Below are 26,026 nucleotides of genomic sequence, written 5' to 3'. Positions count from 1 at the left end.
CAAAAATTTATCCGCACGCGCTCCTACAATCATGCCCTTGACCCAAAATTAATCTAAAAGCCTCAGCCTGACCGCAAGTCGGGTGATATGGAACGAGAGTGTCTTCGTTTATTTTTGGAAACTCTCTCTCCAACGCAATTCCGGAACAATTGAGAAAATCGGAATAGGCGGACGATAGGTCCGTTGGGGAACGAAAGCATTTCTGATGTCGGTTAGCGGGGTCCGGACATTCTCTCGATTGAGAACTCTGCACATCACCGATGGCGAAGGCCTCACCAATGCGGTTGCCGTGGCCGTCATCTTCGGAATTGTTGCTTATCTCTCGGCCGCATTCACCCAGGACAGCAACGGCGTCGCCACCATCTGGCCTGCGAACGGCATCGTGCTTGCTGCGCTCGTTCTTGCGAAACGTCCGTGGCGGCGGCAGCAGATTTTATCGGCCGTCCTCGTCGCAAACATCATCGCGAATTACTTCGCTCTGCGCGGAGCGGCGGCCAATGTCGGCTTTGCGCTGACGAACACCATCGAACTCTGTACGGCTTTCCACGTTCTGCGGCTCAGGGAGTCTGAGCCTTTCGAATTCCGCAGTGTCCGCTTTCTGATCTCCTTCTCGATCGCCGCCGCCGCAGGCGCGCTTTTGTCATCCATCGCGGCCTCGATCGTCTCGAACTTGACGACGGGGGCTATAAGCTGGCGCGTCTTCAGCTCGTGGCTGTTTGCGGATCTCCTTGGCCTACTGCTGGTAACGCCGGCGCTCGTGCGCTTGCGCCAGGAAAGCCAGGGGCCGCCGTCCTCCACCGCAGCATGGGAAGCCTATGCCCTGTTCGCTGCGCTCGCCTGTGCAATGGTCATCGTCATCGCATTAAAGCCCCTTGGCTTTGTGGTTCTGCCGGTGCTCGTCTTGATCGCCTGCCGGCTCGGCCCCAACGCGACCTCGGCCGCAGCGCTAATGATGTCGACGATGCTCTTCGTTGCGACGGCAGCCGGCATTCGCGTCGGCATCCAGTTTAATGACGTATCCTGGCTGACCGACACTCAGCTCATGCAGCTCAGGACGCTGACGGTCTTCATGATCGTGATGCTGCTTGCCGAAGCGATCGACTCTCAGTCCCGCCTGCAGGAACGTCTGTCCGCTGAGATCGCCCTGCGCGACGAACTGAACGACCACCTGCGAGCCCAGGAGCATACGATGTCGGCTCAAAATGCCGAAATCGAGAAAGCCCACCACCGGCTCAAGGAAGCAATCGATATCCTTCCCGAAGGCATCGTCATCCTCGACGCCGAGAACCGCTACGTCGCCTGGAATAAGCGCTACGCTGAGATTTACCAGCGCGCTCGCGACACGATTGCCGTCGGCCGCAGCCTTGAGGAAGCGCTGAGGATCGGCCTCGAACGGCAGATGTACCCGGAGGCGTTCGGCCGCGAAGAAGCCTGGCTCGCCGAGCGCATCAAAAACCTCGAAATCCCAGCGGCCTCGCATGAGCAGCTTCTCGACAACGGCCGCTGTTATCTGATCGAAGAATGCCGCACCAGCGAGGGCGGCTTGATCAGTCTGCGTATCGACATCACGGAGATGAAGCAGCGCGAGGCCTCGATCCGGCTGCTATTCGAAAACAACCCGCTGCCGATGTTCGTCGTCAGTCGCGATAAGCAGGCGATCCTCGCCGTCAACACCGCCGCGATTGCGCACTACGGCTATTCCCGCAAGGATTTCTCGCTGCTATCGCTCCGTGACATTCAAAACGGCGATCTGAACCTGCCGCACGATCACGGCATCCCGCACATTCTGCCCACTGAAGAAGCACAGCTGTTCAAGCACTATCGTCGCGACGGCCGCTCGATGGAAGTCGAAGTCTACGTTCGCCCGCTCATTCACGAGGGCGGCGACGCCCTCCTGATCGCGGCGATCGACGTCACGGAACGCCGCAAGGCTGACCGCAAAGCCGCCTACATGGCGCGCCACGACGCGCTGACGTCGCTTCCAAACCGTCACCTCCTCGCCGAGCGCATGCAGCTTGCAATGGCGCGTGCCAAGCGCGGCGATCGCATGGCGCTGCTGCTGCTCGATCTCGATAACTTCAAGGTCGTCAACGACACCCTCGGCCATGCCGCGGGCGACGAACTCTTGCAAGTCGTTGCCGACCGTTTGACCGGTGCGCTGCGCGAAAGCGATACGGTCGCCCGTCTCGGCGGCGATGAATTCGCCGTGCTCGTGATCGACCTCGACCATCCCTCCAGCGTCACCAAGCTCGCCCAGCGCCTGATCACGATCCTGAACGAGCCGATCCGCCTCGGCCGTAAGGACGTCATCTGCGGCGGCAGCATCGGCATCGCGATGGCCCCCGATGACAGCTGCGATCCCAACGAGCTGTTCCGGCTGGCCGACCTCGCCCTTTATGCCGCCAAGGAAGATCAGCGCGGCACATTCCGCCTGTTCGAGCGCGAACTCGATGCGAAGGTCAAAGCCCGCAATTTACTCGAAGCAGAAATCCGCGAGGCCATCACCAACAACGAATTCGAGCTGCATTACCAGCCGATCTACGGCGTCACGACAATGATGCCTATCGGCGCCGAAGCGCTGCTTCGCTGGCAGCATCCGCGCCTTGGGCTCGCCTCCCCCGCAGACTTCATTCCGATTGCCGAGGAAATCGGCATGATCGCCGAACTCGGCGCGAAAGTGCTGCGTCAGGCGTGCATCGAGGCCATGTCGTGGCCCGAGCATATGAGCGTGTCCGTTAACATCAGCGTGGTCGAACTCGAATCCGAAAGCTTCGTCGAAACCGTCAAAGCCGCGCTGGCGGAATCTGGACTCTCCAGCCACCGTCTGACCATCGAAGTTACGGAATCGATGATCATGAAGGATATCCAGCGCGCAACTCACGTCCTCCATCAGGTCTGCGATCTGGGTGTCGAAATCGCGATGGACGATTTCGGCACGGGCTATTCATCTCTCAGTTCGCTAACGAAAGTGCCATTCCAGAAAATTAAGATCGACCGTTCGTTCGTGCGCGACCTCGCCGTCTCGATGGAGGCCCGCGCCATCTTGGGCACGATCGTCGATCTCGCCCGAACGCTCGGCATGCTCACCACCGCCGAAGGTGTCGAGACCAACGAGCAGCTCGACATCGTCAAGGAATACGGATGCACGTCCGTGCAAGGTTTCCTCTTCAATCGCCCCGAGCCTGCCAACGTCATCCGCAAAATCCTGAACGGACCAGACAACGCCAGCCGTACGGCCGCCTGATCCCAATCCGTACTTTGTATGTCAAGAAATCAATAAACGGCGATCAAATCCGCGCTGTGCACGGAAAAAAGACTGCACACTGATTAATTGGTGGACTTCCGGTAACGATCAGACAAAAGTTTCTTTCTCATTATCCAAATGGGTGATGCAGGTCAGCGCAGCACCGTTTGAGAATTGCTGCATTGCAGCCACCTATTGATTTCTAGCGTTTATGTTTTCATCACAGGGGGGGGCCTTTGGTAGAGGTCGATTGCGCTACTACTCGCGCCCCCCTCAATTTCCTCAACAACATCTACGATTGCTCGATGGACCCGAGCCGCTGGGCCACTGCCCTCAGTAGCGCCGCCCGATTGATCCGCGGCTGCGCAGCCGCAATCGTTTCCCAGACACCCGGCGACAGCGCACGCATGGAAGCGAGCTGGAACGTCAGCACACGTCTTGAACGGGCAATGGTCGCGACGGCGCCCTTGAGCCCTGCGCTTCCCGCTGTCTGGCTGCTTGGAGTCGAGAGGGCATTTACGACGAGAGCACTCTTCGGCAGCAAGGAGGTGGGTAACTCGCTCTGGCACAAAAGAACCCTTCGCCCCGAAGGACTCGATGACGTCGCCATCGTCCCGATCTCGAAGTCCGCCAGATCATTCTCCGTGCTGATGATTGCGCGCCCGGACGCTACCGGCCCCTACGTCCCGCAGGACATCGCAATATTTTCTGCCCTCGCGCCGTACATTCGCCGCGCGACCGCAATCGCACAGCTTCTAGATTACATGCCGCTCGCGCACCATTGTAAGTCGGCGGCGTTCGACCCGATGCGCGTCGGCATCATCCTCACAGACCGCTCCGGCAAAATCCTGCACGCGAATACCGCGGGAGAAAAATTACTCGACGGCTGCGCCCTGCTTTGTCTCGAAGACGAACTCGCCGCCCGCGAAAATCACGGCAACAGTCTGCTGCGCCAAGCCATAGCCGATGCTGGCCGCGGCCGCTCGACCTGTTCGCGCCGCGGGCCGCCGATCATCATCAAGGGATGCGGAACGAAATCTTTGGCCGTGTGGGTTGCGCATATCGACGAGCACGTAAGGCTGCCGGTCGGCGTCTCTTGCTGCGCGCGCGTTGCAGTCTTCGTCAAAGCGTTCGATACAGCGGAGCGTTCACCCGCCGAAACGCTCCTGCGCCATCATCCGGTGAGCATCGCCGAGAGTTGGCTGCTCTCGCTGCTGGCGCAAGGTCTCTCGCTTGACCGCGCAGCCCAAGCGCTTGCCATCTCGATGCCCGCTGCGCGTGACGGTCTTGCTCGCATCCTGCGGCGGACGGGTATTCACGACGAAGCCGAACTCATTGCCTGCCTAACCGGCAAACCGGCTTTGATCCCTGCATGAAGCCGACGACCGAGCGCTCACTGCTCGATTGGAGACGCGCTGCTGAGCGTGACAGCGGCAGGATCGACCTCGATCCGGCGCGTGCTGCAGTTGGCCTTCGCGATGTAGACGCTCACGCCGTCGGGTCTGATACCGGCTACAGCGTCTCCGGACGCGACCGCCGCCTCGACCTGCTCGCACGCGGTGCGCGGCATCCAATGCGTCTGGATTTCGCCGTTCGCCAGTGTCGCAACAAGCAAAGAATTGTTGTCGAGTGCTATCGGGATGTTTTGGGGCTTGAGCGCGTCCGGCGCGGACGTGCTGACTCCCGCGATACCGCTGGCAGACGCCAGAACGATGAACGCGGACGCAACCAACTTCGTGCTAAACATAACGCAACCTCCCACAACTGAGGGCAACCCAGCATAAGGCGGAACCTTAGGCCAACGTCGACAGCCACGAAGTCCACATAAATCGAGTATTGCACAGGCGGGCTGTGCAAAACCCAGCGTCAGGAAGCTGGCTATACGCACCTGATGGCAGCAGTCGGGCAAAAAGATGCCCCGGCCTTGACGGTCCGGGGCATTAGTCTGAACGGAAAAGACCGAGACTTTAGTAGCAGTAGCGGCGGCCGTGACGCCAATAGCAGTCATCGTAAGCGCTTGCGGCAGCAGCGCCGGCAATCGCCGCACCGACGCCGAGCGCAATCCAGCGCCCGTTGTGCCAATACCCGCGTCCGCGATGCCAATGGCGGCCATAGCCACGTCCATAGCGGCCATGCCAGCCGTTGTGATAGCCGCCATGATAATGCCGGCCGCCCGCGTCAGCGCTGGTCGCGAACGTCATGAGCGGCAGAGCCGAAACCAACGCGGCGGCGAGCCCGATATATTTTCTCATTTCTTCCTCCTTCGGCGGGTGGCCCGCCGTCTTCTGAGCGCAGAACGCAGACACCCCGGAATTTGTTTCACTCGGGCGCCGCTGCGTTTCGTTTCGTAAATGGGGCAACGTGAACGAAATGCTATGAGACCGTGCGCCGCCGCGGCACGAACCGGTTTCGCCGCCTTACATTCATCGCATGTTCATTGCGGCCGTATTGCGGATTGCCGCCTCTCTCGACTTGCTGACACACCGCTTCGAACGTCATCGCGACGCGCAGCTTGCAGCCGACATCCGCAAAAGAAAAAGCGCCCGCCGAAGCGAGCGCTCATCATCTAAAGTGCGAGCCGCAAAGGCCGAGCCTCACTCAGCGATAACCTCGCCCGAGCCGCCGAACTCCTTCGGGAAATCCTTGAGCTTGGGAAGTCCGTCCTTCATCGGCAAAACCGTCTCAGCATAGTTCACATGAACTTCGGGTTTGAAAGCCAACGTCGGCAATATCGCCGCGTAAACGTCGACAAGCCCAAGCGGCGGATGATTGGTCATCACGTGACCGCCGCATTTCGTGCAGTACTGTCGCTCGCTCACCGGTGTCTTCTGATACATGCCGATGAATTCGGCGCCTTCCGTCACCTGGACCGCATCCGGCTTCCACAGCGTGAATGCATTGACGGGCCCCGCCGACCACGCGCGACACGAATTGCAATGGCAATAGCCCATCGCATCAGGCGCGCCTGTCGCCTCTACCTTTACAGCTCCGCAAAAGCACTCACCTTTATACGTCGGCATTTCCTCAACCTCGTTTCTGCTGGATCGGATAATGCCAGACTTATATCTCAGCCAGGGAAATTCAGTTCGGCTTTTTTGTAGTGCCTAGCTTGCAACAACCGGAAGCGCTGCCCTGGCGAGTATCAGATTTTAAATCCTCGACCTCTGTGAGCAAAAGCGGCCGCCATTATCAGTCGCCATGAGCTTCAGTTCGGTTGCCCATTATAAAGCCGGATCATCCCGGAACGCCGCGCGGAACCCACTGACCGCCTTCCTTGACGTACATGCGCTTCACCGCCCCCCAAGCCACGCGAAAAGCCCGCTCTTCATCGCCGGCGTATTCTTCGAAAGCCGAATTGAAAGCGGCACGAAAAATGTCTTGCGCATGGTCCGGCAGATGATCGCGCACCGACGGCGGCAGGTCGTCATTCACGGCGTAGGGCATGGGTGCCTCATAAAAATGAAACCGCACCGGAAAGCCTTGCTGGCAGGAAAAGCTCCCCCAGCAAGGCTGACGTCTATTGACGCCTTTCACGCCGTCGGCGCAAGGCGTTCGTTCCGAGCAATGGCTATGAGAAAATCAGAAAGCCATTGGGTCAACATATTGCACGTCGCCGGTCACTTCGTGATCAATCCTTTCGCGCAACCCGCCTTGAACTCTTCCCAGTTGATCGCGCCGTTGTGGTCGATGTCGACCTGATCGAAACTTGCGATAAAAGGTTTCGCTGTGTCTGCCGTGAGATCAACTCCGCCTGCTGCTTTCCACGTCGCTTCGCAATCGGCGTCGCTCAATGGCGTTTGCGCCTGCGCTGAAGCTGCAACGAACAAAGTGGCGAATGACAAAATGAAAATGGTACAACGCATGAAACTTTCTCCCTAGTAAGAAACAAACGCACCGCATGTATATCGACGCACCATTCTTGAGTGGATGTCGTCGATGAATGATCGTGCATTTCGTATGGCAGGGCGCAATCAAGTTTTCGTCGAATACCGGACATTATGCCGGTTCAGCGCAATTTCCTTCGCTAATTTCGATTTTGCATTGCACACAGAGCCAGGGCTGGAACCCCGTCAGCCACGACACGTTGATCCTCTGTATCAAAATAAAAACGATGGAGGAAAACATGGCTCTGTGGTCAGACCCGCGCTTTTCCGACACTGAGAAGCGCAATCAGCAACAGCGAATAGAAGATCCGTTCGATAAAGCCGGTATCGGTCCGGGGTTCATGATGTTCGCAGGCGCGGCATTCGGCGTCGTCCTTTTGGCAACCCTCATCGGTCTCGGACATCCCGAACGCCCGACGACGCTGGCCGACCGCTCGCTGGATCAGCCGACGCAATCGCAACCGGCGCATCAAGGGCCGCAGGCGCCCCGCGAATGATCCGCAAATGGAACAGGCGTCGTTACCCCTCCACCACGCACCACGACTGTGACGGCGTCTGACCCGGGCGACGATCGCGTCGTCCGGCTGCTGCTGTTAATCTACGAGTTGGAAATTCGATTTGCGCCACAGCGCATCACGAGCGGTTTAGGCGGCCTTGCGAAGCACCGACGCCCGCAGCTTTTCCGGATCGCGCTCGCCGTGATCGGCCAAGTCGAACAGCCGCTCGATGATTTCTTCGACATCAGGGCTATCCGGGGACGCCTGAGCCTCAGCAATGATCTCTTGGAGGATGCGCTGAACCTCGGCGAGTTCATCGGAACTGTACGTGCAAAGTGCCATAACGCTAAACGCGCAGCTCGCGCGGCCTCATGAAATTTGAGCGGCGGGTCATGCAGCGCAGCCAGCAAGTTGTCCATGCACGGGATTGCATGGCTGATCTCACGGGAATGCGGCCCAAGGCAGGACTGCCGGTAAACGTTCGTCGGCCCAGCCGACCAACTCAGACGACAAGCCGAACGTCGGTTTTCGCCGCCCGCAAATGCTAATTGATTGGTCCACATTGCATTTGCCGGTTGGTCCGAGCCGCACCGAACTGACGACAACTGATTAAAATTGCGCGCTAACCGCTCGCAAAGCCCATGCCCAAATGGGCTGTATGTCGACCATAGCGAAGCACGCGTGTGCTTTCGCCGCGATGGGAAACTCGCTTCCTTTTCCTTTACCAACGCCCTGAATGGATCACGTCCGCTCGCGCGCTGCTTCCTTGACTAGCCTGGAAAACCAATCAGACTGCGCCTTTTCAAATAAAAAAATATAGGGAGCGGTCATGCCAGTACGAAAACCCGGTACAATCTCCGCCAGCCTCATAATTGTTATCCTCGTCGCGACAGCTATCGGCGCGCTCATCGGTTTGGTGCTGAGCGGCACAGAATTGAGTTCCCGCACAATTGCGATCATTGCCGGCTTGGTTGCAACCACGGTGGCCAGCATCATCCGCTATAAAGTGATTTTTCTTGGCGCCGGATTTGGCGCTGACGACACGCGCGTGCCGGGTCTTGTCGTCACGTATTCGGCCATCGCCTCAATTGCCGGAAGCCTGGCGGCACACGACCTTTATGGCGACGTTCTTGGCCAAATGCCCGTTTTGCTCGGCGCGCTGGCGGGGCTCTTCTCGGCCATCATCATGGCTATGCTGATGATCACCTATCATACGAACACGCATTATAACCAATAGGGTGTGAGCGTCATGTCATTCTCAAACAAGGACGAAAGAAGCCTTCTCAGCCACGACGAATACGAAGTCGTTAAGTCGTCGCATCACCCGGCAATTTATGATCTCGACAAAGACGGGCTTCGGAACTTGGCGCAGCGTCTTGAAGGATTTCGCGACAAAGAAAAAACCTTCACGCGCCAAAAGCGTCGCGAGACCAAAGGCACCGCGGACAAACGCGGCAAGAGCTTTCCAGGTACGGCGGAGCATCCCGCAAGACGAAAGCAGGTCTTCGCCCATGCTCTGAAGCGCGTAAAAAAAGAACGCGCTCTTATCTATGCGCTCGAAGTCAAAGCCGACCACGTCGAAGCGGCACATCGGGCGCTGGCGCTTCACCGGGAAAACAAATTTGCTCACCATCCCTCTGGCGGACAAACGGCGGGTGCCGGTCAAAAAGACAAGGGTGGCGCGCCAAAACGTGTTCGCACGCCCGGCGCCAAGATCGGCAGCATCCTCAAAGCGAATGCCAGAGCGCAGGCCAAACGCGACCAACGGCCAAACTAGCAAACGAATGGAGAGCGTCGGCCATTGGTCCGTTCGGCCGACGCCTCAACACGCCTTCACCATCCCACATATAACGAGTCATACGGACGCCCATACCTGACGGCTCCATAGGGTGGATAGACGGCCGGGCCAGGATAGTAGCGAGGGCCAGGATAATAGACGACGGGAGGCGCATACGCGACCGGCGGCGGCGGCGCGTAATAGTAGGGCCCGTAAGCAGGATAAGCCGGATAAGATGGATAGTACGCGTAATAGCCGGGATACCAGTAGCGGCGATGGGTGACCTTCATCGCGACACTCTGATGTTTAGGTATCGGCGCTACGAAATTCGCAGCCGCAACAGAACTGACCGAAGCGAAACTTCCAAGAGCAGTAAGGACGCCAGCAAACACACTTGCTGCCAAGATCACTTTACGCATGGAACACTCCCAGACGTTATGGGTCCCCGTCCAGCGCGGACTAACAATCTGCCACTCGCGATTTTCTGTCAAAGGGTTTGCGCGCCGCAAATAGACGAGCGGCGCCTAGGGGCAAAGTGATTGTAATACCGGGGGACTGGGGGGCGTCGGCCTTCGGGGGGGGGGGACGGCCGACGCCTGAGCTGGTGGCACGGGGGGAGTGCGAAACCAGCTTTCGCGTCTGAGGGAATGGACGAGACGCGCCATCATATTAATCTTTACACTGAAGACTTACCTAAAAATTGTCCGATTGCGTCACGCAACATTCCAGCCGCGCCTTCCGCGCAGGCAATTCAGCCACCGGACTGCGCTGAGGTCGATCAGCACGAACGAAGCCACACCTAGCGATGCTCGATCATTCGGATCGACCGGCAGCCGGCACTTCTCCGGCAAATTTTCCGAGCGGAAGACGCGTCCGAAACATCACGACCGCGATAACGTATGCGAGCCCCGAGCAACCGATAGCAGCGGCCAGCGCAGCGATGTCCACGAAATGCCCCGGAACAAGGGTGGCGCCAATTCGAGCGCCGAACCACGCGCCTCCTCCGGCCGCCACAGCCGCTAACAGTGCAGGCCCCAGCGCTCTGACGAAAATCTCTTCGATCGCTAACAGTGCGCGGCTCCGGCCAAGCCATGTGAGTATGGCGACATTCATCCAAGCGCCTAACGCAGTTCCAAGCGCGACGCCTGCCACGCCGAGACCGAAGCCCCAGACAAACACGACCTTGAGGATGATATTGAGCACGATCGACGTCACGGTTGCCCGCGCAGGCGTAAGCGTGTCGTGCCGCGCATAAAAAGTCGAAGACACGATGCGCACGAGTGCCATTGCCGGAAGCCCGGCGCCGTACGCCGCGAGCGCAGATCCCGCAAGCTCCGCCGACCGCGTGTCGAACGCCCCATGCGCGAACACCGCCCGCATGATCGTGTCGGGGATCGCGATGAACACAAATGCGAACGGCAACGTCAGCAGCAACGTTAGCGCTGCGGAACGATTTTGAGCATTGTCGGATCCGGCACGGTCGTTTCGCGCCAATCGCACCGACATTTCGGGCAGCAGGACGGTCCCGAGAGCGATGCCGAGAACACCGAGCGGCAACTGATTGATACGATCCGCATAATAAAGGGCAGTCCGGCTTCCTGTCGCGAGATAGCTGGCGATGACGAAGTCGATGAGCGGCGCCACAACCACGCTGGCCGCCCCGACCGTGACGATCCCGAGAGCCTTGAAGAATTCAGCGACCTCCGGCGTCCATCGCGGTATCGCGAGCCTGACGGAAAGCCCGTCGTGTCTCGCCGCCCAGAGAATGAACACCAGCTGGCAAAACCCGCCGATCAGAACGCCCCACGCTGCAGCGTACGCGGCATTAGGAAACCAGCTCGATGCGAGCAGTGTCGCGATCATCGATAAGTTCAGAAAGTTCGACCATGCTGCAGCCGCCCAGAACTTTCCGATCGCGTTGAGCATCGCCGATAGCTGAATCGCGACGACCGTCAGAATAAGGTACGGAAAGGTGATGCGCGCGAGACTGGCCGTCAGCGCAAGCTGTTCGGTTGTATAACCAGGCACGAGAAAGTGCACGAGCAGCGGCATGGCAATGATCGCGCCCACCAGCAGCACCGCCTGAGCAGCGATCTGCCACGTGAAGACTTGATTGGCGAAACGCTGAGCCGCGTTCAAGTCGCCTTTTGCGTGAAGCGCTGCATAGCGCGGAAGGAAAGCAGGATTGAGCGTCCCTTCTCCAAAAATGGCGCGGAAATAATTCGGAAAAAGAAACGCGAACAGGAACGCATCCGAGAGCATGCCTTTGCCCAGGATCCACGCCATGAGCACGTCGCGCGCGAACCCGGTCATGCGCGACAAGAGCGTAAACCCGCTGACCGAAAGCAGCTTTCTCAGCATTGTAGCCCGACATGCTGCGAGGCTAGGTTGGGCACAGCCCCGGATTTGCGAAATAAGCGATTACTGTCGCTGAAGCACTCTTGGTACGGCGGCCCCTCGGATCTGCCCCTGGATCGCACTCGCCTCGAAAAGACTAACCCATTGATTCTGGTGGTGAGCCCGGTTGGGATCGAACCAACGACCCTCTGATTAAAAGTCAGATGCTCTACCGCTGAGCTACGGGCCCTTTATCACACCAAATCAATGACTTAGACAGAATGCACTGCCAAGCTTGATCCCGGCCCCAAGCCACACCGCATCCACCGGATGGGGATGGGCACGTCGCGCGCCGAAGCGTGCTTATAGAAACGACCTTCGGAACCCGCAACCCTCATTCTATCAGCCCTTCTGGCGGATGGTCGCAGCCCCGCAAGAAACGCGGGTGGCTCCCGAAGTTGCGGCGCGCTATATCACCGACGAACTAGGCGCCTGAGATGCGCGCCACCTCTAACGATTGGAAATGACTATGGCCGACACCGAGACCCTTGCCGAAATCGAGCAGCGCATCGCCATCCTCCGCGACAACCTTCGCGAACTCGTCGAGCAGGCTGCCGGATTTTCCGGAGCGGCCAACGAGGAACTGACCGCCGACCGCATCAATGAGCAGCAAGCCGAACTCGACGAACTTCTCAAAAAACGCGATGCAATGACCAAGTCCTAACGGGCATCGCATAAGCCACGCTTTCCCTGCGTCCGCCGACGCGCTGACGCGGGGCCTCGAACACGGAACCGAATGGTGGCGCTCGCCGGTTACCCGGCGTGGCTGAGCCGTGCACCCTTTATCGCAGAAGCAATCTTCCGATGCCCGATCGCCTGAAGGCCATCCTCCTCGTCTGCGCCGGGGTCATCCTATTCTCGGTTCTCGATACGACCGCGAAGTACCTCGGCACGCGGCTCGGCGTTCCGGTCTCGCAGATCGTATGGATGCGCTTCTTCAGCCAGATCTTCTGGATCACCGCTCTGCTCGGCCCCGCGGGAATGCTGAGCCTCTTCAAAACAGCGAGCGTAAAGCTTCAGCTCACCCGTTCGACCTTGATGGTGCTGACGACGCTTTTGAACTTCGTGGCCGTGAAATACCTGCGCCTCGACCAGACGCTGTCGATCACGTTCCTGACGCCGCTCGTCGTCGCAGCGCTCGCCGTGCCATTGCTCGGCGAGCATGTTGGCTGGCGCCGCATGATGGCGATTGCCGTCGGCTTCATCGGCATCCTGATCGTTGTGCGCCCCGGCTTCACCGCGATTCAACCGGCATTCGCTTTCGCGTTCGGATCGATGTTTGCCTATTCGCTGCTCTTGATCGTCACGCGCAAGCTTTCGATGTTCGATCCGCCTCTGGTCACGCTCAACTACGGCTCGATCGTCGGCCTCGTTGCCTCAGCTCCGTTCGCCTTTCACGACTGGATCTGGTTCCCGAGCGTCGAGATATGGACGATGTTGCTCCTGCTCGGCGCCCTTGGCGGCGGCGGTCACTTCCTGCTGATCCAAGCCTACCGGTTCGCGCCGGTCTCGGCGGTGACGCCCTTCATCTATGTCGAACTCATCAGCATGATCGCGCTGAGCTACTTCGTGTTCGGAGACAAGCCCGATCAATGGAGTTTTATCGGCTCGCTCGTCATCGTTGGCTCAGGGCTTTACCTGATCCATCGCGAGCGCATCGCGCATAAGGAAAACCTCATGGCGCTGGAGCCGATTGAGGAGAAGCGATGATCCGCGCCTTCGTCTCTGCCGCCCAGTCGTCGAAGCGGCCTTCGGCGATTGCCGCGCGCATCGCAGCCATCAGGTCCTGATAGAACACGGTGTTGACCCACGACAGGATCATCGCGCCAAGAAATTCGCCCGACTTGATCAGATGGTGGACATAGGCACGCGAAAAATCCTTCGCTGCCGGACACGAACTGAATTCATCGAGCGGCGCCATATCCTCCGCGAACTTCGCATTCCGAAGGTTAAGCGGACCGCCCCAGGTGAAGGCATAGCCGTGCCGTCCGTTCCGCGTCGGCATCACGCAATCGAACATATCAACGCCAAGCCGCACGCTTTCGATCAGATCGAGCGGCGTGCCGACGCCCATCAGGTAGCGTGGCTTCTCGGACGGCAGATGTGGCAGCGTTTCGCCGAGCGTAGCGATCATCGCCTCATGACCCTCGCCGACCGCGAGACCACCGACCGCGTAACCCGGAAAATCCATCGCAACGAGCGCATCGGCCGAGCGATGGCGAAGCGGAATATCGGTGCCGCCCTGCACGATCGCGAACAGCGCCTGCCCCGGCCCCGCACCGCCTGACGCAAGTTGCATCTCGAAGGCGCGCTTTGAGCGCTCGGCCCAGCGCAGCGACAATTTCATCGCGCGCTCGACTTCTTTGCGCTCCGCCGGAAGCTCGATGCATTCGTCGAACTGCATCTGAATGTCGGAACCGAGCAGACACTGGATCTCGATCGAACGCTCCGGCGACAGCATGTGCCGCGAGCCGTCGATATGCGATTGGAACGCCACGCCCTCTTCCGTGATCTTGCGGATCTTGCCGAGGCTCATCACCTGGAAACCACCCGAGTCCGTCAGGATCGGCTTTTCCCAGCGCATGAACTTGTGCAGTCCGCCGAGCTTCGCCACGCGCTCCGCGCCCGGCCGCAGCATCAGGTGATACGTGTTGCCGAGCAGAATGTCGGCGCCGGCATCGCGCACCTGCTCAGGGTACAGCGCCTTCACTGTGGCAACCGTGCCGACCGGCATGAACGCCGGTGTGCGGATCACACCCCGCGGCGTATGAATCTCGCCAAGCCGCGCCTTGCCGTCTTGCGCCAGCTTCCGGAATTCGAAAGCCGAAGTACCTTCCGGCACCTCGGAAGAAGGCGTATCAACCTTAGTCGTTTGCATTCAAATCTCTTCATGCGCCGGCTCTCGTCCGGACGTTTTTATTTTTCGATTTTGTCGACTATGGCCTTGCCGGGCTCGACGATGATGGTGCTGAAATTCGGAGCCTTATCGCTATGCGCTAGATCGGATGTCGGCGCGCCGGTCTTGATGAAAGAATCGATATCCTTCGCCACCGTTTCCGACGCCGACCATTGAATGTTGTGACCGATGTCGCTCTCCTGCGCCCCTGAAGCAGGCAGCGGCAGCTTACCGAATTCCTTCCAATAGAACGTCAACCCCGTCTTCGCAGCGGCCTCCTTGAGCGACGCTTTGATCTCGTCCTGGTCTTTCGCAAGGTAGATGCTGTCTTGCGTCGCCCACAGCACGAGTGTCTGCACCGACATGCTCTTCAGGCGCTCGGTATTATCCTGGGCCAGTAGCCCGCGCGTTGCGCCGATCCACGTTCCCAGACGGGTCTTTGCAGTCTCAGGCGTATAGGGCTTCAGAAACGTGGGCTGCGCCGCCGGATCGAGCGTCCAGTTGGCCGCGATCCATTCCATGGCTTTGGGATCGGCATCGAGCGGCGTCAACTCATAAACGCCGGCAGGAAACGCCAATCCTTTTGCTTCCAGCGCTTTTTTCCAGGCGCCTTCGACCGTCTGCTTCAGCACGAAATCGCTAAGCGCCGCATTGCCGACGCTCTTCGCTCCCGTCGCAACAAGAATGGCATGCCCCACCATCTCCGGATGGCTGAGCGCGATTTCCTGGACGACGAACGATCCCATCGAATGCCCGGCCATATCGGCCTTGGCAATTCCCTTCGCCTTCATGAAGGCAACGACATCGCCTGCCAGATCCGACATGCGATAGCATTTTTCAGGGTCGGGCGCGCACGCTTTGGCGTCCGGCATGCTGCTTTGGCCATGCCCGCGCAAATCAACGGCGATGATGTGAAAGCTAGGGTCGATCTTGTGAAGATCATCCATCGACAGTGACCACGAACGGACACTATCGGTCAGTCCGTGAATGAGAAGAACAGGTTTGCCATCCGCGGGGCCGACTTCGATGTAGGCCATGTCGATCCCCGTCGGCAGCTTCTCGACGCAGCGTGGCGTATCGACGGACGTACATGCCGCGCTTTCCGCCCGAGCGTTTTCGCCGGCACACAAGAACATGCCCGTCGTCAGAATTGCGATCGCGCTAAGTCGGAGCAGAAGGGCACGCATATGAGATGTCATCGAGGCTCACAGGAACGAGGCGGATTGCCGGGATTGGCACTCCCAAGCTTAGCAATGCGATTTGTGCAAGAGAAGTAGCGCCGACGATGCAATATTAACCGCCCGTGTCGCGAAACAGCAGGCTCGCGTCGCCATAGGAATAGAACCGGTAGCCAGAGTGGATCGCGTGTCCGTAGGCTGCGCGCATCGTGCCGAGGCCGGAGAACGCCGAGACCAGCATGAACAACGTCGAACGCGGCAGATGGAAGTTCGTCATCAGCACGTCGATCGCCTTGAAGCGATAGCCGGGCGTAATGAAAATCGCAGTCTCGCCCGACCACGGCATGATCGTGCCATCCTCACGCGCGGCGCTCTCGAGCAGCCGAAGCGATGTCGTGCCGACGGCCACGATCCGGCCGCCCCGCGCGCGCACTTCATTCAACGCAGCCGCAGTCTCAGGCGAAACCTCGCCCCACTCCGAATGCATCTTATGGCCATCGGTATCGTCCGCCTTCACCGGCAGGAACGTGCCCGCGCCGACATGCAGCGTCACGAAATGGCGCGAGATGCCGCGCGCATCGAGTGCTGCGAACAGCTCCGGCGTGAAATGCAAACCAGCGGTCGGCGCCGCAACCGCTCCGTCCTTGTCGGCATAGATCGTCTGATAGGTGTCGCGATCGCGCGCATCGGGCTCACGCTTCAGCGCAATGTAGGGCGGCAACGGCATCGCACCGATGGCGGCAATCGCTTCATCGAGCACCGCGCCCGACAGATCGAACGCCAGTTCGACTTCGCCCGCCTCGCCTTTCGCTGCAACCGTGGCATCTAACGCACCGAGCATGCACGTATCTTCGCCATGCCCGAAGCGAACCCGATCGCCGGCTTCGAGCCGTTTCGCCGGCCGCGCAAACGCACGCCACGTGTTGTCGCTCACACGCTTCGTCAGATTGAAATCGACCTTGGCGCGAACGTCGCCACGCGCCCGCACCCCTGACAGCGCCGCCGGGATGACCTTCGTATCGTTGAAGACGAGCGCATCGCCCGGCTGCAACAGGCTCGGCAGATCGCGAATGGCTTTGTCTTCGAGGTCGGCGTCGTCGCGCGCGCAACTGCCCTTCACCGGATGCACGACGAGCAGCCGCGCGCTATCCCGCGGCTCGGCCGGATACAGCGCGATGGAGGCATCTGGTAAGACGAAATCGAAAAGATCGGTACGCATGCGCGCGACTTACCCGATCATCGGCCCTGGCGGAAGGCGCGAAACACCCCACCATTAATATCGGGTCCACGAAGGTCGCGGGCGACCATTATCCCTGCAACGTCATCCCGGCGCAGGCCGGGATCCAGCCAAACAGAAACAGGTCATTGGCTGACCATTGCCTGGGTGCCGACCTTCGTCGGCATGACGGTGTTGAAGGCGACAGCCTATCCTTGCGTGGCATCCTCGGCTTGTCCCGAGGATCCATCAGGCAGCGACACCTGAGGGAGCAAGTTATTTGCTCTCTCAGTCTCTCTCTTGGGGAGAGCACGCGCGCATCAATTCCGCCCGCGGCTGCAAAAGCCCGCAACGGCGACGAGCACCCAGCTCAGGATCATCCCCGAGCCGCCGATTGGCGCCAGGAACCGGAACGACGCGTTGTCTGTAAACGTGTGAAACGCGATCTCGCCGGTAAACACCGAGGCCGCAAGCAGCATCAGCAGCGCCGCCGCCGACCAAAGCTTCGGACATGCGCTGCGAATGGCGACCGCAAAAATCCCGACAGCCGCCGCCGCGTGAAGCGTCAGAACCGTCGCGGCCGTCGCCAGCACAGGGCTATCGACCTTATGCGCCGCCGCGGCCGAAAGCGCGACGCCTGCAGCACCCGCAAGCCCAGCCCATACCGGAATGAGAAAAGGCGCACCCGCTGGCGCGCCTTCGCCGTTATCGCCGGGGACCGCCATCAGGCAGCGTCCGCCGCGACGCGGACCTTAATCATCTTGTCCGGGCTCTTGGGCGGCTCGCCCTTGTTGATCTGATCGACATTATCCATGCCCTCGATCACCTTGCCCCAGACGGTGTACTGCTTGTCGAGAAAGCGCGCGTCGTCGAAGCAGATGAAGAACTGGCTGTTGGCCGAATTCGGGTTCGAAGACCGCGCCATCGAGCAGACGCCACGCACATGCGGCTCGGCATTGAACTCTGCGGGCAGGTTCTCATACGACGATCCGCCGGTGCCGCGACCCTGCGGGCAACCCGTCTGCGCCATGAACCCATCGATCACGCGATGGAACACGATCCCGTCATAGAACCCCTCACGCGCCAGCGTCTTGATGCGCTCGACATGCTTCGGCGCCAAGTCCGGACGAAGCTCGATGACGACAGGCCCCTTGCTCGTCTCGATCAGAAGCGTGTTTTCGGGATCTTTGTATTCGGCCATTTCGGAAAGTTCCTTTCTTTTCTTCCCCTCTCCCGTCCAAGGCGAGAGGGCTAAGCTGAGGGGTGGCGGCGACACGAAATAACGAGCCGCCCCTCGTCAATCTGCCAAGTGGCAATAGGGAGAAGGCGATTCAACTACTGAACGTAGACCTTCTGCATCACGTCGGGATTGGTCACTGTGCCCGAGCCAGGCTCACCGCGCTTGATCATGTCGACATACTGCATGCCATCGATGACCTGTCCGAAGATGGTGTATTGGCCCTTCAGGCCTGCGCAGCCGATGCTATTGAAGCAGATGAAAAACTGGCTGTTCGCTGAGTTCGGGTCCGACGACCGGGCCATCGCAACCGTGCCGCGCTTGAACTCCTCATCGGAAAATTCTGCCGGAAGGTCGGGCAGCTTCGAGCCACCCATGCCCGTGCCGGTCGGATCGCCGGTCTGCGCCATGAAGTCGTCGATGACGCGATGCCACTTGATGCCGTTGTAGAAGCCCTGGTTGGCGAGCGTCTTGATCTGTTCGACCGTCTTGGGCGCAAGATCCGGCCGAAGCTGAATGACCACCTTGCCGTTCTTGAGCTCGATAACCAGCTTGTCGCCGTCGGCGCGTGCCGTCGAACCTGTAAACACGCTCGCCATCAGCAGCGAAGCGAGAACGAACGATAAAAACCGAACCATGGCGTTCCTCGTGGATGAATGATTTCGCCAGGCTTTTTCCGGGCCAATCCCGGCCGCCTAGCGCCGCGGCGGGCAGTGTTGCCGCCCTTATGGCGATTTGACGGCTAAGCCGCAACCCACAAGGCGGAATTACGTATTCGACGCCTCTCGAACAAGGCGAAGGCCGGGATGCTGGTAAACCGAAATATCGGTCATGTTGGCCGTTGTCTGGGTGCCGACCTCCGTCGGCATGACGGTGGTTGGGAGCAACCGCGCTTTTCATGTCATCCTCGGGACGAGCCCGAGAATGATAAATTTGCGCAATACACCAAACGTCATCCCGGCGCAGGCCGGGATCCAGACAAGCTTCAGCAGAGCATCCTTACGCTGCCTGGGTGCCGGCGCCGGTGCCTAGCCTTAAGGCCGATCTTTCATGCCGCGCGATCGCCCGCCCATCTTCGACGGCTCTTCAGGTGCCTTTGCAAGCAAAGACTTGTCGTCGAACCCCGAGATCATGTGCCGTTCGAGGTCCTGAACGATCCCCGCGGGCGAAACCATCACGCCCTCTCGTACCAGCCGGGCAAACTGCTGATCACGATGCGGTCCGCGGCCGATGGCGCCGCCTTTGGCGACCACGCGATGCCAAGGCACAAGATCGCGTTCGTCTTCGGAAAGCTGCCCCATGAGCATGACGACGAGTGGAGCGGGAACTCCGAGTTCACTCGCAAGCCTGTCGGATGAGGCTACGCGGCCGAGCGGAATTTTTCGCAACAATTTCAAAAGTTCGGCTTTGACCGGCAGCACCATATGAGTGCCTTAGCGAGGTTTCGCGGCCTTCGCCTTGAGGCGCTTCAGCACGCCTTTCGAAACGAACGGCGAGGGATCGCCGCCCATCGTCGCCACCGCCCGCACGAGGTTCGCCGCGATGTGCCGCACGGCAGGAGACGCCGCAACATAGACCGTCTGGATTTCCGGCGCCATTTCGCCGTTCATCCCAGCCATCTGCATCTCGTAGTCGAAATCGGTGCCATCGCGCAGGCCGCGAATGATGATCGACGCTTTGTGCATCTGCGCCGCATCGACCGCCAGCCCCGAAAACGTCACGACCGCAATCTCGGTCTTCGTCGCCTCGGCGATGGGCCGCACTTCGTCTTCGAGCATAGCAACGCGCTCGTTGTCGTCGAACATCGGCGCTTTGCCCGGATTGACGCCGATGCCGATGACGAGTCTGTCGAGCAGCCCCGCAGCCCGCCGGATGACGTCAGTATGCCCGAGCGTCACGGGATCAAACGAGCCGGAATAAAAACCGATGCGAGCCATATGTGCCTTCACCATTCAGGAATGTCCTGAATAGCCTCTGCCCCTCCCCTTGCCCAGAGGGCTCTGTCGAACATCGCACAATACGATGAAAATTGTCCGCTGGGCGCCGTTCCCTCCGCGCAAGAGTCGTCGGAGACCCAATATCGGGCCTTCGGCACACATCACGCTGGATCCTCGAACGGCCTCGCTAGCTCGCCGTTCGAGGATGACAAGGGTGCCTCACTTCGGATTGCTTTTCAGAAAATCGATGATCTGTTTGCGCGTCGCCGCATCGCCGACGCCGCTGAACGGCTTCATGTTGTTATTGGGAACGACCGCATTCGGGTTGGTGATGAATTTGTCGAGCGTCGCCTCATCCCACGTGATGCCTGACGACTTCATCGCACTCGAATAATTGAAGCCCGCAGCCGTTCCCGCCCTACGGCCGATAATGCCGTGCAGGGTAGGGCCGAGGCGATTGTCGCCCTCCTTCCACGAATGGCAGGTCCGGCAATTGTTATTGAACGCTTCCGGCCCAACCTCTTCCGCCGCAAACGCGGTCTCGATCAGCATCGGTGACAATGCGATTGCACAACCAGCGAATATCGCGCGCATGACAGTCCTCCCTCCGACGCCGTGCGCCGGATGTTTTGTTTTTTGCAACTTGTTCCTGCTTCGCCAACGCAATGAACGAAATGCCGTTCCGCGTGAAAAGCCGAGGCCGTCAGCCATCGCGAAAAACGCCCGCAGGCGGCCCGTGGAGGCGTGCGCCGCGCAGTCTTCAGCGCACCGATTCTGCCGCCATTCCACGCCGTTCGCCGCGATCTCGCCGGCACGTCATGGCGGCAATCGCAATACGCCCAAATACGGCTCCATAACAGTTTGATATAAAATAGTTTTTCCAAATTCTGTGGAGCCGTGGCACGACGCCGCGCAGGTGGCATTCGGTTTCCGTTTCGGCTACAGTATAAGCACTGGTTTCCCGTCGGCCGCTGGTGCGTATCACCCCCGCCGATCTCATCCCGGAAAGAGCTGACTTTGACCGACAATAACGACGAAGAAAATCCGTCCGGCCGCGAGCCGAGCGACATCCGCCCGATCTCCATCTCGGACGAGATGAAACGCTCCTATCTCGACTACGCGATGAGCGTCATCATCTCCCGCGCGCTTCCTGACGTGCGCGATGGCTTAAAGCCCGTCCACCGCCGCATTCTCTTCGCGATGCACGAGCTCGGGCTCGACTGGAACAAGAAATACGTCAAGTCGGCGCGCATCGTCGGGGAAGTGATGGGCAAATATCACCCGCACGGCAACCTTGCGATCTACGACGCGCTTGTGCGCCTCGCGCAGGATTTCTCCATGCGCGTGCCCCTCGTCGACGGCCAGGGCAACTTCGGCTCGATCGACGGCGATCCGCCTGCAGCCGAACGCTACACGGAATCGCGTCTCGCCAAGGTCGCGGGCTTCATGCTCGATGACCTCGACAACGACACCGTCGATTATCGCGACAACTATGACGGCACGATTCAAGAGCCGACCGTTCTGCCCTCGAAATTCCCGAACCTGCTCGTCAACGGCGCAGGCGGCATCGCGGTCGGCATGGCGACCAACATCCCGCCGCACAACCTCGGCGAAGTCATCGACGCCTGCATCGCCGACCTCGACAATCCCGAGGTCAGTCTCGAAGACCTGACCCAGATCATCCAGGGCCCGGACTTCCCGACGGCTGGCATCATCCTCGGCCGCGGCGGCATTCTCAATGCCTACCACAAGGGCCGCGGCTCGATCATCATGCGCGCTCGCGTCAAGGTCGAGAACATCCGCAAGGACCGTGAGGCGCTCGTCGTCACCGAGATCCCCTATCAGGTCAACAAGCGCACGCTGATCGAAAAGATCGCCGATCTCGTGCGCGACAAGAAGATCGAAGGCATCTCCGACCTTTGGGATGAATCAAACCGCGAAGGCATCCGCATCGTCATCGAATTGAAGCGCGATGCCGTCGCCGACGTGGTGCTCAACAACCTCTATAAATATTCGGACCTGCAGACGACGTTCGGCGCCAACATGCTGGCGATCAACGGTGGCCGCCCGGAAAGCCTGAACCTCAAGGACTTCATCTCGGCCTTCACGAGCTTCCGCCAGGAAGTGGTGACGCGGCGCATCAAGCACTTGTTGAACAAGGCCCGCGCCCGCGCTCACGTCCTCGTCGGCCTGGCCATCGCCGTCGCCAACATCGACGAAGTCATCAAGCTCATCCGCTATTCGGCATCGCCCGCCGAAGCCAAAGAGCAGCTGATGGCGCGCGACTGGCCCGCCAAAGATATGACGCCGCTGATCGAACTCATTGCCGATCCGCGCCACAAGGTTTCGGCCGAAGGCACGTATCGCCTCTCGGAAGAGCAGGCCAAGTCGATCCTCGAACTGCGCCTCGCCCGCCTCACCGCCCTCGGCCGGGACGAAATTTCCGACGAGTTGAACAAGATCGCGACCGAGATCAAAGAATACCTCACGATCCTCGCTTCGCGCGCCCGCGTCGTCGACATCGTCAAGGGCGAGCTGCAGTCGATCAAGGACGAATTCGCGACACCGCGCAAAACCGAGATCATGGATTTCGACGGCGACGTCGAAGACGAAGACCTCATTCAGCGCGAAGACTGCGTCGTGACCGTCAGCCACAAGGGCTACATCAAGCGCGTGCCGCTCGCCGCCTATCGCGCCCAGCGCCGCGGCGGCAAAGGTCGCTCCGGCATGTCGACGCGCGACGAGGATTTCGTCACGCAGTTGTTCGTGACCTCGACGCACACGCCCGTGCTGTTCTTCTCCTCGCGCGGCATGTGCTACCGCATGAAGGTCTGGCGCCTGCCGGCTGCGTCGCCGCAGTCGCCGGGCAAGGCACTCGTCAACCTGCTGCCGCTGGAAGAAGGCGAAGCCATCACCTCGATCCTGCCGCTGCCGGAGGATTCCTCCACCTGGGGCGACCTTGAGCTGATCTTCGCCACCCGTTCCGGCAACGTCCGCCGCAACGCTCTGGCGGACTTCGAGAGCATCAATCGTAACGGCAAGATCGCGATGAAGCTCGACGAGGGCGATCGCATCGTGCAGGTCGGCATCTCGACACCGAACCAGGATGTGCTGCTGACCAGCGCGGAAGGCCAGTGCATCCGCTTCCTGATCTCCGACGAAATTCGCCTCTTCAAAGGGCGTGACTCGACCGGCGTTCGCGGAATCAGGCTCGATGACGGCGACGAAGTGATCTCGATGGCGATCCTCAATCATTTTGAGGCGCCCGCCGAAGAACGCGCCGCCTATCTGAAGCAGGCGAACGCACTTCGCCGCTCGGAAGATGCCGAGGATACCGAAACCGTTCCGGCAGAGAGCGACAGCGAGGAAGCCAGCGGCGACGCCATCACGCTCACGCCGGAGCGCTTCGCCGAAATGCAGGCCGCCGAGCAGTTCGTGTTGACAGTGTCGAATAGGGGCTTCGGCAAGCGCTCGTCGTCATACGAGTTCCGGACCTCGGGCCGCGGCGGCAAAGGCATCGTCGCGATGGTCGCGAACGAGCGCAACGGCCGTCTGCTCGCCTCGTTCCCGATCGGTGAAAACGACCAGATCATGCTGGTGACGGACGGCGGCCAGCTGATCCGCTGCCCGGTGCACGACATCCGCATCGCCGGCCGCAACACGCAGGGCGTCCGCATCTTCAAGACCGACGCGGATGAAAAGGTCGTCTCGGTCGAGCGCATCACCGAGGAAGAAGCCGAAGAATCGCAGGAAGCCGTCAGCGAGTAATCGCTTCACGCCACAAATGTCATGCTCGGGCTTGTCCCGAGCATGACTGAGCGAAAGCCCAACGACACCTCCGGCACGACGTCGTCCCAGCGAAGGCCGTCGTAGACGGCCGCCTCCGCGGCCATGACGATTTTAGAAGTGGAACGCCTTCCACACCGGTCATCTCAGCCAGCGACCAAAGACAACAATCGTCGCGTTGCTGAAAGAAAGCCCGTCAGCGGATAACCGGCAACCGTCCGTTGCCATGAGCGGCGACGATGGCTTCGCTCATCGGGCAGCGTTCCATCAGCGCCCGCCAGTCGCGCACGACAATCTGGAAGCGCCCGCGGCGCTCGATGATCCGCGCCGTGTTGAAAGCCGAGAACGTCCGCGAGATCGTATCGGCATTGAGCGACAGGTAATCGGCAATGCTATAACGCGACAACGGCAGCTCATACGCGATCATACCGCCCGACGAAATGCCGAGCCGCGTCCCCGCCTCGATCAGAAACGCTGCGACACGCTCTTCTGAATTGAGAATAGACATCTCCGCGGCGTGCATCTGCGCCCGCGCATTCTGATCGTTGATGCGCGCAAAGATCGTCTGCCAAAGCTGACTATCGCGGGCCGCCTCCTCGGCGAATGCCGATGCCGTCAGCTTCCAGAACTCCGCCGGCCGCTGCGAGACTAGCGCCAAATTCGACAACGGCGGCTGCAGCTCGGGAACGAGAACGTCCCCCGGATAAAGTAACGCGGTAATGACGCGAACATCCGATCCCGGCGCTCCGCCTTCCATGCCGACGACACCTTTCGCCGCCACGTAGACATTTCCCGATCCGAGAGAGGAAAGCGCATATCGATTGCCAAGGCGAACGAACTGCGCGCGGCTTCGAAGCCTGCCAATCCCCGCTAATCCCGGTTCCAACTGCACGCGGTCTTCACTGCGTGGCGTCAATCGTGCGGCAACGTCATATGTCATGGGAGCATGTGGCCCGACTCGCGCCGGCATATCCGGCCATTCGGTTAGTGTTATCCAACCGTCACGAGACGTAGCATTTGATGTGAATCAATAAATGCCGTGTCGCTCGTGTCACAGCGAACCCAATCACGCCGCCACTCTGACTCCCATCAGGAGAGAGGCTTAAAGCGCTCTGTGCCTTCCTCCACAACGCTACGATAACTCGAAGGGGAGCCATCGAGTCGAATGCGACTTTGCGATGGCAGGAAAATTTGAAGAAGGGGAATTGAGAATGCGGCGGCTTGGGATAGGGACGTTGACGGTGCTTGCGTTGATATCGGCGTCGGCATCGGCGCGGGCTGGCGACTACAGCGGCGACACTTTGGTTCGTGTCGAGGGCTCTGTTGTCGTTCCGGACTCCGGCGCGCACGTCTACAGCGGCGGCACCACATTGTCGGGCGCCGACGCCGAGATCAGCACGGAAACGATCCCGTCACTCACGATCACCCATTTCTTTACCAAGAACATTGCGGCTGAACTTTTCTGTTGCTTCGCCAAGTTCAGCGCCGAGGGCAAGGGCGCCATCAACGGCACCAACCTCGGAAACTTCTGGGCTTTCCCGCCAGTGGTCACGCTGCAATACCATATGGACCCGATCATGGGCTTCAAGCCGTATGGTGGCGTTGGTTTCCAATACATCCATTACTTCAATACCAATAGTGGCGACCTCGGCGGCAATCTGCACCTGAGCGATTCCTTCGGCTTCGCCCTCCAGGGCGGCGTCGACTATGAGATCGGAAACGGCTGGTACTTGAACGCCGACGTCAAAAAGATCTGGCTGGATACCGATGCAAACTGGCGCGGAACAGGCATCACCGCCAAGGTCGACGTCGACCCCCTCATCGTCTCAGCCGGCGTTGGCTATCGCTTCAACCTTGCCGATCTCCTCAGCGGCCGCAGCAGCGAGCCCGTGCCGCTGAAATAAACGCCCCACTAAAACCGACAGCGAGACCAACAAAGGCCCGGAGTTTTCCGGGCCTTTGAGCATCAAGGCTGAC

The 26,026-nt window shown here is 59.9% G+C and carries 27 protein-coding genes and 1 tRNA gene; 9 read left to right on the top strand and 19 right to left on the bottom strand.

What is annotated here, in order from left to right; translation table 11 throughout:
• Window positions 1-238 precede the first annotated feature (238 nt).
• On the top strand, window positions 239-3,244 hold the full coding sequence (locus tag HYP802_RS22850) for an EAL domain-containing protein (protein WP_024275629.1): 3,006 nt from the start codon (window positions 239-241) through the stop codon (window positions 3,242-3,244).
• A gap of 236 nt (window positions 3,245-3,480) precedes the next feature.
• Window positions 3,481-4,620 carry a PAS domain-containing protein gene (locus HYP802_RS0109405; RefSeq protein WP_013947015.1) on the top strand — a complete coding sequence of 380 codons (1,140 nt, stop codon included), beginning with the start codon at window positions 3,481-3,483 and terminating at the stop codon, window positions 4,618-4,620.
• A gap of 17 nt (window positions 4,621-4,637) precedes the next feature.
• On the opposite strand, the gene HYP802_RS0109400 is transcribed toward HYP802_RS0109405, so the two are convergent.
• The 5 genes from HYP802_RS0109400 to HYP802_RS0109380 all read right to left on the bottom strand — a co-directional run bounded on the left by HYP802_RS0109400 (window position 4,638) and on the right by HYP802_RS0109380 (window position 7,107).
• Window positions 4,638-4,991 (bottom strand): hypothetical protein, encoded by a 354-nt coding sequence (locus HYP802_RS0109400; RefSeq protein WP_024275627.1) that lies wholly within the window; start codon window positions 4,989-4,991, stop codon window positions 4,638-4,640.
• Between the two features lie 220 nt (window positions 4,992-5,211).
• On the bottom strand, window positions 5,212-5,496 hold the full coding sequence (locus tag HYP802_RS0109395) for a hypothetical protein (protein WP_013947013.1): 285 nt from the start codon (window positions 5,494-5,496) through the stop codon (window positions 5,212-5,214).
• 342 nt (window positions 5,497-5,838) lie between these two features.
• A complete protein-coding gene (locus HYP802_RS0109390; RefSeq protein WP_013947012.1) occupies window positions 5,839-6,264 on the bottom strand; it encodes a GFA family protein in 426 nt (141 codons plus the stop codon).
• 214 nt (window positions 6,265-6,478) lie between these two features.
• Entirely contained in the window at window positions 6,479-6,688 is a 210-nt protein-coding gene (locus HYP802_RS0109385) for a ChaB family protein (protein ID WP_013947011.1), read from the bottom strand.
• A gap of 173 nt (window positions 6,689-6,861) precedes the next feature.
• Window positions 6,862-7,107, bottom strand: coding sequence for an EF-hand domain-containing protein (locus tag HYP802_RS0109380; protein WP_024275626.1), 246 nt, complete (start codon window positions 7,105-7,107; stop codon window positions 6,862-6,864).
• Window positions 7,108-7,367: 260 nt separating this feature from the next.
• On the opposite strand from HYP802_RS0109380, the gene HYP802_RS23585 reads away from it, so the two are divergent.
• Window positions 7,368-7,625 carry a hypothetical protein gene (locus HYP802_RS23585; RefSeq protein ID WP_155831198.1) on the top strand — a complete coding sequence of 86 codons (258 nt, stop codon included), beginning with the start codon at window positions 7,368-7,370 and terminating at the stop codon, window positions 7,623-7,625.
• 147 nt (window positions 7,626-7,772) lie between these two features.
• On the opposite strand, the gene HYP802_RS0109370 is transcribed toward HYP802_RS23585, so the two are convergent.
• The gene (locus HYP802_RS0109370; protein ID WP_024275625.1) at window positions 7,773-7,967 is read right to left on the bottom strand and encodes a hypothetical protein; all 195 of its coding nucleotides are present in this window, start codon (window positions 7,965-7,967) and stop codon (window positions 7,773-7,775) included.
• A 487-nt stretch (window positions 7,968-8,454) separates the two neighbouring features.
• On the opposite strand from HYP802_RS0109370, the gene HYP802_RS22220 reads away from it, so the two are divergent.
• Window positions 8,455-8,862, top strand: a complete 408-nt coding sequence (locus HYP802_RS22220; RefSeq protein WP_013947007.1) for a hypothetical protein — start codon at window positions 8,455-8,457, stop codon at window positions 8,860-8,862.
• 12 nt (window positions 8,863-8,874) lie between these two features.
• Window positions 8,875-9,402: a hypothetical protein gene (locus HYP802_RS0109355; protein ID WP_013947006.1), complete on the top strand. Its 528-nt coding sequence runs from the start codon at window positions 8,875-8,877 to the stop codon at window positions 9,400-9,402.
• A gap of 56 nt (window positions 9,403-9,458) precedes the next feature.
• Here HYP802_RS0109355 and HYP802_RS23580 read toward each other — a convergent pair whose 3' ends face one another.
• The 3 genes from HYP802_RS23580 to HYP802_RS0109340 all read right to left on the bottom strand — a co-directional run bounded on the left by HYP802_RS23580 (window position 9,459) and on the right by HYP802_RS0109340 (window position 11,989).
• Entirely contained in the window at window positions 9,459-9,821 is a 363-nt protein-coding gene (locus HYP802_RS23580; RefSeq protein WP_013947005.1) for a hypothetical protein, read from the bottom strand.
• A 394-nt stretch (window positions 9,822-10,215) separates the two neighbouring features.
• A complete protein-coding gene (murJ, locus tag HYP802_RS0109345) occupies window positions 10,216-11,763 on the bottom strand; it encodes a murein biosynthesis integral membrane protein MurJ (RefSeq protein WP_013947003.1) in 1,548 nt (515 codons plus the stop codon).
• Between the two features lie 151 nt (window positions 11,764-11,914).
• Window positions 11,915-11,989 (bottom strand) — tRNA-Lys (locus HYP802_RS0109340).
• A gap of 279 nt (window positions 11,990-12,268) precedes the next feature.
• On the opposite strand from HYP802_RS0109340, the gene HYP802_RS0109335 reads away from it, so the two are divergent.
• Together HYP802_RS0109335 and HYP802_RS0109330 are read left to right on the top strand one after the other, a co-directional pair.
• Window positions 12,269-12,463, top strand: coding sequence for a hypothetical protein (locus HYP802_RS0109335; RefSeq protein WP_024275621.1), 195 nt, complete (start codon window positions 12,269-12,271; stop codon window positions 12,461-12,463).
• A gap of 140 nt (window positions 12,464-12,603) precedes the next feature.
• Window positions 12,604-13,509 carry a DMT family transporter gene (locus HYP802_RS0109330; protein WP_013947000.1) on the top strand — a complete coding sequence of 302 codons (906 nt, stop codon included), beginning with the start codon at window positions 12,604-12,606 and terminating at the stop codon, window positions 13,507-13,509.
• Here the strand turns inward: HYP802_RS0109330 and tgt are convergent.
• The 9 genes from tgt to HYP802_RS0109280 form a co-directional block, all read right to left on the bottom strand.
• The gene (gene tgt, locus HYP802_RS0109325; RefSeq protein WP_013946999.1) at window positions 13,475-14,677 is read right to left on the bottom strand and encodes a tRNA guanosine(34) transglycosylase Tgt; all 1,203 of its coding nucleotides are present in this window, start codon (window positions 14,675-14,677) and stop codon (window positions 13,475-13,477) included. The two genes, HYP802_RS0109330 and tgt, sit on opposite strands and share 35 nt — an antisense overlap.
• Window positions 14,678-14,715: 38 nt before the next feature.
• Window positions 14,716-15,882 carry an alpha/beta hydrolase gene (locus HYP802_RS0109320; protein WP_024275620.1) on the bottom strand — a complete coding sequence of 389 codons (1,167 nt, stop codon included), beginning with the start codon at window positions 15,880-15,882 and terminating at the stop codon, window positions 14,716-14,718.
• 106 nt (window positions 15,883-15,988) lie between these two features.
• On the bottom strand, window positions 15,989-17,092 hold the full coding sequence (gene queA / locus HYP802_RS0109315; RefSeq protein ID WP_013946997.1) for a tRNA preQ1(34) S-adenosylmethionine ribosyltransferase-isomerase QueA: 1,104 nt from the start codon (window positions 17,090-17,092) through the stop codon (window positions 15,989-15,991).
• A 317-nt stretch (window positions 17,093-17,409) separates the two neighbouring features.
• Window positions 17,410-17,814, bottom strand: coding sequence for a DUF423 domain-containing protein (locus tag HYP802_RS0109310; RefSeq protein WP_013946996.1), 405 nt, complete (start codon window positions 17,812-17,814; stop codon window positions 17,410-17,412).
• Window positions 17,814-18,290 carry a peptidylprolyl isomerase gene (locus tag HYP802_RS0109305; RefSeq protein ID WP_013946995.1) on the bottom strand — a complete coding sequence of 159 codons (477 nt, stop codon included), beginning with the start codon at window positions 18,288-18,290 and terminating at the stop codon, window positions 17,814-17,816. The genes HYP802_RS0109310 and HYP802_RS0109305 overlap by 1 nt, the downstream gene beginning before the upstream one ends.
• A gap of 134 nt (window positions 18,291-18,424) precedes the next feature.
• Complete coding sequence (locus HYP802_RS0109300) at window positions 18,425-18,964, bottom strand: peptidylprolyl isomerase (protein WP_013946994.1); 540 nt, start codon at window positions 18,962-18,964, stop codon at window positions 18,425-18,427.
• 396 nt (window positions 18,965-19,360) lie between these two features.
• Complete coding sequence (locus HYP802_RS0109290) at window positions 19,361-19,750, bottom strand: MGMT family protein (protein WP_013946993.1); 390 nt, start codon at window positions 19,748-19,750, stop codon at window positions 19,361-19,363.
• 9 nt (window positions 19,751-19,759) lie between these two features.
• Window positions 19,760-20,263 carry a pantetheine-phosphate adenylyltransferase gene (coaD, locus tag HYP802_RS0109285; RefSeq protein ID WP_024275619.1) on the bottom strand — a complete coding sequence of 168 codons (504 nt, stop codon included), beginning with the start codon at window positions 20,261-20,263 and terminating at the stop codon, window positions 19,760-19,762.
• 219 nt (window positions 20,264-20,482) lie between these two features.
• A complete protein-coding gene (locus HYP802_RS0109280) occupies window positions 20,483-20,857 on the bottom strand; it encodes a c-type cytochrome (protein ID WP_024275618.1) in 375 nt (124 codons plus the stop codon).
• A 423-nt stretch (window positions 20,858-21,280) separates the two neighbouring features.
• Here HYP802_RS0109280 and gyrA point away from each other — a divergent pair, with 423 nt between their 5' ends.
• Window positions 21,281-24,031 carry a DNA gyrase subunit A gene (gyrA, locus tag HYP802_RS0109275; RefSeq protein ID WP_024275617.1) on the top strand — a complete coding sequence of 917 codons (2,751 nt, stop codon included), beginning with the start codon at window positions 21,281-21,283 and terminating at the stop codon, window positions 24,029-24,031.
• Between the two features lie 214 nt (window positions 24,032-24,245).
• Here the strand turns inward: gyrA and HYP802_RS0109265 are convergent, their stop codons facing one another.
• A complete protein-coding gene (locus HYP802_RS0109265) occupies window positions 24,246-24,830 on the bottom strand; it encodes a helix-turn-helix domain-containing protein (RefSeq protein WP_245261483.1) in 585 nt (194 codons plus the stop codon).
• Window positions 24,831-25,260: 430 nt separating this feature from the next.
• On the opposite strand from HYP802_RS0109265, the gene HYP802_RS0109260 reads away from it, so the two are divergent.
• Entirely contained in the window at window positions 25,261-25,953 is a 693-nt protein-coding gene (locus tag HYP802_RS0109260) for an OmpW family outer membrane protein (protein ID WP_013946988.1), read from the top strand.
• Window positions 25,954-26,026: the final 73 nt, after the last annotated feature.

It is taken from the genome of Hyphomicrobium sp. 802, from assembly GCF_000526135.1.
GTDB lineage: Bacteria > Pseudomonadota > Alphaproteobacteria > Rhizobiales > Hyphomicrobiaceae > Hyphomicrobium_B.
This window is presented reverse-complemented; position numbering and strand designations above follow the sequence as displayed.